Annotated in this window: 8 protein-coding genes; all 8 read left to right on the top strand. The window is 68.1% G+C overall.

Translation table 11 applies throughout. The features are described from left to right. Positions 1 to 129 precede the first annotated feature (129 nt). The gene (locus HUW62_RS45570) at positions 130 to 291 is read left to right on the top strand and encodes a hypothetical protein (protein ID WP_176438006.1); all 162 of its coding nucleotides are present in this window, start codon (positions 130 to 132) and stop codon (positions 289 to 291) included. 119 nt (positions 292 to 410) lie between these two features. After that, complete coding sequence (locus tag HUW62_RS45565; protein ID WP_176438005.1) at positions 411 to 1013, top strand: hypothetical protein; 603 nt, start codon at positions 411 to 413, stop codon at positions 1011 to 1013. A gap of 200 nt (positions 1014 to 1213) precedes the next feature. Beyond that, entirely contained in the window at positions 1214 to 2302 is a 1089-nt protein-coding gene (locus tag HUW62_RS45560) for an Mrp/NBP35 family ATP-binding protein (protein WP_176438004.1), read from the top strand. A 21-nt stretch (positions 2303 to 2323) separates the two neighbouring features. Then, complete coding sequence (locus HUW62_RS45555; protein WP_163867298.1) at positions 2324 to 2839, top strand: hypothetical protein; 516 nt, start codon at positions 2324 to 2326, stop codon at positions 2837 to 2839. Positions 2840 to 2841: 2 nt separating this feature from the next. Then, positions 2842 to 3279 (top strand): hypothetical protein, encoded by a 438-nt coding sequence (locus tag HUW62_RS45550; RefSeq protein ID WP_176438003.1) that lies wholly within the window; start codon positions 2842 to 2844, stop codon positions 3277 to 3279. Between the two features lie 69 nt (positions 3280 to 3348). Continuing rightward, a complete protein-coding gene (locus HUW62_RS45545; RefSeq protein WP_046713803.1) occupies positions 3349 to 4197 on the top strand; it encodes a 3-hydroxyacyl-CoA dehydrogenase family protein in 849 nt (282 codons plus the stop codon). Between the two features lie 27 nt (positions 4198 to 4224). Continuing rightward, positions 4225 to 5004 carry an enoyl-CoA hydratase/isomerase family protein gene (locus tag HUW62_RS45540; protein WP_176438002.1) on the top strand — a complete coding sequence of 260 codons (780 nt, stop codon included), beginning with the start codon at positions 4225 to 4227 and terminating at the stop codon, positions 5002 to 5004. 1 nt (position 5005) lies between these two features. Beyond that, positions 5006 to 5469 (top strand): hypothetical protein (locus HUW62_RS45535; RefSeq protein WP_176438001.1); only part of this gene is annotated, 464 nt, incomplete at its 3' end.

Here is a 5469-nt window from a genome sequence, read left to right as displayed (position 1 = left end):
CTCTCGGGTCGGGCGTGGCCACGTCCCTGTATTTCTAATCCGTCCTCGGTCCACGTCGAGCGGGGTGAGGCCCACCGTTCGCAGCCCAACTGGCCCCTCAGGCGTGCACCACCCCGTGAACGCTTACCCGTGGACAACATGCTCGAGCAATTTCAAGCGACAGGAAATGCTGCCAAGGACGCGTTTCGGGCTCTTGAGTCGATCTATGGAATCTTCGGGATCTCTTCATCCGAAATTCCCTATTCGCGTGACGGTGAGATTGTGGAAGCAGAGATCGTTGCGGTTCAGTAGCTGCCATCTTTTCTACGCCGTCGTGATTTTCTGTAGATGCCTTTGATGGTGTCTTACCGGCTCGACTTCTCCTGAGGGCGCGTCTTCCTGGCACGTCCCCGTGCTACCTTCCGCGCCCCATGAAGCGGACCGTCCTCATCGGTAGCCTCCTCCTGGCCCCGGCCTGTGCCACCACGTCGCGGGAGCCCGTCTCCGTCGCGGAGTCCTACGCCCGCGCGCTGGACGAAGGCCGCCTCCAGGACGCCTACGCCCTCACCACCGATGGCCCGGAAGGGCAGGTCGCCTTCCTGGAGCGCTACTCCGATGAGACGACCCGCCGCGAGCGCGCCGCAGCCGTCCGTGCCGGCGCCGCCGTCCTCGAAGCCCGTGCTCCCTCCCTCACCCTGGCTCGCACCGGTGAGGACTGGCGCGTCGTCGAAGCCCGCCCGGCCGACGTTCCCCGAGCCGCCCTCCGCCGCTTCCTGGACGCCTCGGACGCCAAGGACTGGAAGACGGCCTGGAGCCTGCTTGCCGCGCCCTTGCGTGCCCGCTACACCCCCGAGCGACTCCGAGAGGACTTCGAGCACGAGCCCCTCGCCAAGGAGCGCCTGCGCCGCGCCCGGCTCGCGCTCAACACGCACGTCCGGGTCGGCGCCGGTGAGGCCGTCTTCCCCCTCGGCGACGAGCGGGCCGTCCTCCTCGTCCTCGAAGACGGCGAATACCGGATCTCCGCGCTCGAATAGGCCCGCGGGCTCCCACCACGCAGTCGCCCTGATGGACACCTTCAGCCCGCCAACACCCTCCAGCCCTCCAGGCCGTCGTCAGGGTGCGTCCAGGTCCACCCCGCGTTAAACGACGTTGACAGTCCCCCCGGGGCTGGCATGTTCCGCGCCCGCTGAGGGGCGCCCCAAGCGCCCGTTTTCCAAAGGTTTCAGGTGTCCCGATGAGCGTTTCCGAGGCCAGCATCCTCGCGGCGATGTCCAAGGTGATCGATCCCGAGCTGCACGTGGATCTGGTGAAGGCGGGGATGGTGAAGGACATCCGCGTCAGCGGCGACACCGTCAAACTCAAGATTGAACTCACCACGCCCGCCTGCCCCATGAAGGCCAAAATCCAGGCCGACTCGGAAGCCGCGCTCAAGGCCGTCCCGGGCCTGAAGTCCTTCGACATCGAGTGGGGCGCCCAGGTCCGAGCCTCCGGCGGCGGCGCTCCGCCCCCCGGCGGGCTGCTCCCCAAGGTGAAGAACATCATCCTCGTCGGCGCCGGAAAGGGCGGGGTGGGCAAGAGCACCGTCGCCGTCAACCTGGCCGCCGCCCTCGCGCAGCACGGCGCCAAGGTCGGCCTGCTCGACGCCGACTTCTACGGCCCCTCCATCCCCCTCATGACGGGTCTGGGCGAGAAGAAGCCCGTCAGCCCCGATGGCAAGTCGCTGGATCCGCTCATCGCCCACGGCATGAAGGTCATGTCCATCGGCTTCCTCGTGGAGGCCGACCAGGCCCTCATCTGGCGCGGCCCCATGCTCCACGGCGCCCTCATGCAGCTCGTGCGCGACGTGAACTGGGGCGAGCTCGACTACCTCGTGCTCGACCTGCCTCCGGGCACCGGTGACGTGGCCCTGTCGCTGTCCCAGTCCATCCGCGCCGCCGGGGCCGTGCTCGTCACGACGCCGCAGGACGTGGCCCTGGCCGACGTCGTCCGCGCCAAGCAGATGTTCGACAAGGTCCACATCCCCGTGCTGGGAATCGTGGAGAACATGTCCCAGTTCGTCTGCCCGAACTGCTCGCACGTCACCCCCATCTTCAACCACGGCGGGGGCCGCAAGGCCGCGGAGATGTTCGGCATTCCCTTCCTTGGAGAGGTTCCGCTGGACTTGAAGGTGCGTGTGTCGGGAGACTCGGGCGTACCGGTGGTCATCGGCGCCAAGGACAGCCTGGAGGCCAAGGCCTTCCAGGAGGTCGCTCGCAACATCGCGGGTCGAGTGTCCGCGCAGGGCGCCAAGAGCATGCCGCTGCCGGTGGTGCAGGCCCGCTGACATCCACCCAGGAGACGCTGCATGCCCCCAGCCGGCAATGACGACTACCCCGACGACCCGTTGATCGACGAGGACCGTTCCGGCCGTGAGGGCCGCTCCGGTCCCGCGGGCTTCGTTCCGGAGTTCGTCCGTCGCATGGCCGTCGCCGGCCTGGGCGCCCTCTTCATGACCGAGGAGGGCATCCGCAACCTGGCGGGACAGCTCAAGCTCCCCAAGGAAGCCCTCGGCTTCATCCTCTCCCAGGCGGAGAAGACCAAGGACGAAGTCACCGGCGCTGTCACCGAAGAGCTCCGCCGCTTCCTCCAGTCCGAGAAGCTGCGCGACGAGTTCCTCAAGCTCGTCTCCGGCATGACGCTGGAGATCAAGGCCCAGGTCCGACTCGTCCCGCCGGACAAGGCCGAGAAGATGGGCTCCGACGAGCCCGAGAGCCCCGAGCCTCGACCCAAGAAGGAGAAGACCGCCGCCCCCACCGCGCGCGTCGTCATCTCCGAGCTCAACGCCCGCCGCCCCGGCTCCAAGCGTTCCAAGAAGGAGTAGTGGTGGCGGACACGCCTCCTTCCGAAACAACCCCGCCAGCCCCCGTGCGCAAGGGCTGGCGCTCGTCCCCGCTGGCGAAGCGGCTGCCCCTGCTCCTGGCCGTCGGCCTGGGCATCTACATCTGGCAGATCACCGGCATCCCCGAGCGGGAGCTGGTCATCCAACCCGATGGCGACGGCTGGAGTCAGGCGCGTGCGCTGGACCTCCAGGTGATGGACCCGGAGGGCGCGGTCCTCAAGCGCGAGGAGCGCTACTTCGGAGACACCGGCGCGCCTCCGGAGTTGAGCTTCAAGGTGGACCTGCCCGAGGGTTCCTTCCGGACGCTGTTCTTCGTGAAGCTCGCGGGCCGAGAGGAGCGGGTGCGCGTCGAGGAGCCGCTCACGGTGGGGGAGGAGCGCTACATCGTTCGCCGGCTCCAGTTGCCAGCCGCGACTCGTTGACCGCCCTGGGGGCGTGGGCTATGGGCGCACCACGTCATTCACATTCCGACCGAGGGGTTCGAGAGCACCATGGCAACGGAGCACATCGTCGTCGTCGGCGCCGGGCAGATGGGCGCGGGAATCGCGCAGGTAGCATTGCAGGCGGGTCTGCGCGTCACGCTGGCGGACGTGTCCAAGGAAGGTCTCGCCAAGGGCGCTGACCGCATCCGCGCGGGCCTGAAGAAGCTGGTGGAGAAGGGCAAGCTCGACGCCGCGAAGCAGCAGGCCGCCGAGGCCAATCTCGCCACTCTCACCAACGTCACCGAGGCGAAGGATGTCGACTTCGCGATTGAGGCCGTGACGGAGAACGAGGACCTCAAGCGCCGCATCTTCCAGGACCTGGACGCCGTCGTCCGGCCGGGCGGCATCCTCGCCACCAACACCTCGTCCATCCCCATCACCCGCATCGCCGCGTCCACGAAGCGCCCCGAGTTCGTCATCGGCATGCACTTCATGAACCCCGTGCCGGTGATGCAACTGGTGGAGCTCATCCGTGGCGCCGCCACGTCGGATGAGACCTACGCCACCACGCGCGCCCTCTCCGAGCGCATGGGCAAGACGACGGTGGTGTCCAAGGACTTCCCGGGCTTCATCGTCAACCGCATCCTCATCCCGATGCTGAACGAGGCCTGCTACGCGCTGATGGAGGGCCTGGGTTCCGCGGAGGACATCGACACCGCGATGAAGCTGGGCACCAACCAGCCCATGGGCCCGCTCCAACTCGCTGACTTCATCGGCCTGGACACGGTGCTCTACATCGCCGAGGTGCTGCACAAGGGCCTGGGTGACTCGAAGTACCGCCCGTGTCCGCTGCTGCGCCAGTACGTCGACGCCGGCTGGTACGGCAAGAAGAGCGGTCGCGGCTTCTACAAGTACTAGGCACCACCCTCCCGAGGAGCCTCGAACATGACCTACGAGAACATCCGGCTGGAGCACGACGGCGCGGTCGCCACCCTCACCATCGACCGTCCCAAGGCGCTCAACGCGCTCAACAACAAGACGCTTCAGGAGTTCGAGGCGGCGGTGAAGTCGCTCGGCGCCGACACGCGCGTGCTCATCGTCACTGGCGGGGGCGAGAAGGCCTTCGTCGCGGGCGCTGACATCGCGGAGATGTCCTCCATCGCCGAGCACCCCGAGGCCCAGAAGTTCGCCGAGCTGGGACACCGCGCCTTCGCGCTGCTGGAGTCGCTGTCCATCCCCACCATCGCGGCGGTGAATGGCTTCGCGCTCGGTGGCGGCTGCGAGCTGGCCCTGGCGTGTGACTTCATCTACGCCTCGGAGAAGGCCCAGCTCGGCCTCCCCGAAGTGGGCCTGGGCGTCATCCCCGGCTTCGGCGGCACCCAGCGCCTCACCCGCATCGTGGGACGTGCCCGCGCGAAGGAACTCATCTTCACGGGTGGGCGCATCGACGCGGCGAAGGCGAAGGAGATCGGCCTGGTGCTGGAGGTGTTGCCGGCCGCCGAGCTGCTCGCGCACTGCCGCTCCGTCGCCGCGAAGATGCTCAAGAACAGTCCGCTGGCCATCTCCACGGCCAAGCGCGTCATCGAGCAGGGCGCGGACAAGGACCTGGGCGAGGCGAACACGCTGGAGCGTCAGGGTTTCGCGGAGCTGTTCGGCTCGGACGACCAGCGCGAGGGCATGAAGGCGTTCCTCGAGAAGCGTCCCGCCGTCTTCACCGGCAAGTGACGTGAATCACGCGCTCGCGGTCGGGAGTCTCCTCACGGTTCTCCTGGCCGCGACGCCGGCCCGCTCCGCGCCTGTCTCCGAGGCTGTCGTCGAACCCGCGCCCGAAGCCGAGCCCCTGGCTCCGCAAGCTCCGGACGACGAGTCCGGACGGGCTCCGGCGCTGGTCTCCTGGAAGCGCTCGCTGTGCATCTACACGGGCTGCTTCCTGGAGCCGTTCATCCCCGATGTCCGCTACCAGTGGGGACAGGGTTCGCGGGAGCACTGGGTCTTGTCCTGGCCCATCCACCCGTGGGCCTTCCCGGCGTGGGACATCCCCGGGCCCACCCTCATCCTGTCGCCCTTCGTGGAGCCCCAGGTGCGACTTGCGCCCGCGGCCTATCGGCTGCTCGCGGGGGCACGGGTGTATGCGTTTCCGGACAGCGCCCGCCTGGGCGTGCTCGCGGAAGGGGCGGGGCTGTGGGGGCA

The organism is Myxococcus sp. AM011, from assembly GCF_013372595.1.
GTDB lineage: Bacteria > Myxococcota > Myxococcia > Myxococcales > Myxococcaceae > Myxococcus > Myxococcus eversor.
The sequence above is the reverse complement of the archived record's forward strand: the minus strand, read 5'-3'. Positions and strand labels throughout refer to the sequence as shown.

What these genes read in the sequence shown, in the direction of transcription:
- HUW62_RS45555 (WP_163867298.1), top strand. Translation starts at nt 2,324, where the DNA reads ATGCCCCCAGCCGGCAATGACGACTACCCCGACGACCCGTTGATCGAC.
- HUW62_RS45560 (WP_176438004.1), top strand. Translation starts at nt 1,214, where the DNA reads ATGAGCGTTTCCGAGGCCAGCATCCTCGCGGCGATGTCCAAGGTGATC.
- HUW62_RS45540 (WP_176438002.1), top strand. Translation starts at nt 4,225, where the DNA reads ATGACCTACGAGAACATCCGGCTGGAGCACGACGGCGCGGTCGCCACC.
- HUW62_RS45545 (WP_046713803.1), top strand. Translation starts at nt 3,349, where the DNA reads ATGGCAACGGAGCACATCGTCGTCGTCGGCGCCGGGCAGATGGGCGCG.
- HUW62_RS45565 (WP_176438005.1), top strand. Translation starts at nt 411, where the DNA reads ATGAAGCGGACCGTCCTCATCGGTAGCCTCCTCCTGGCCCCGGCCTGT.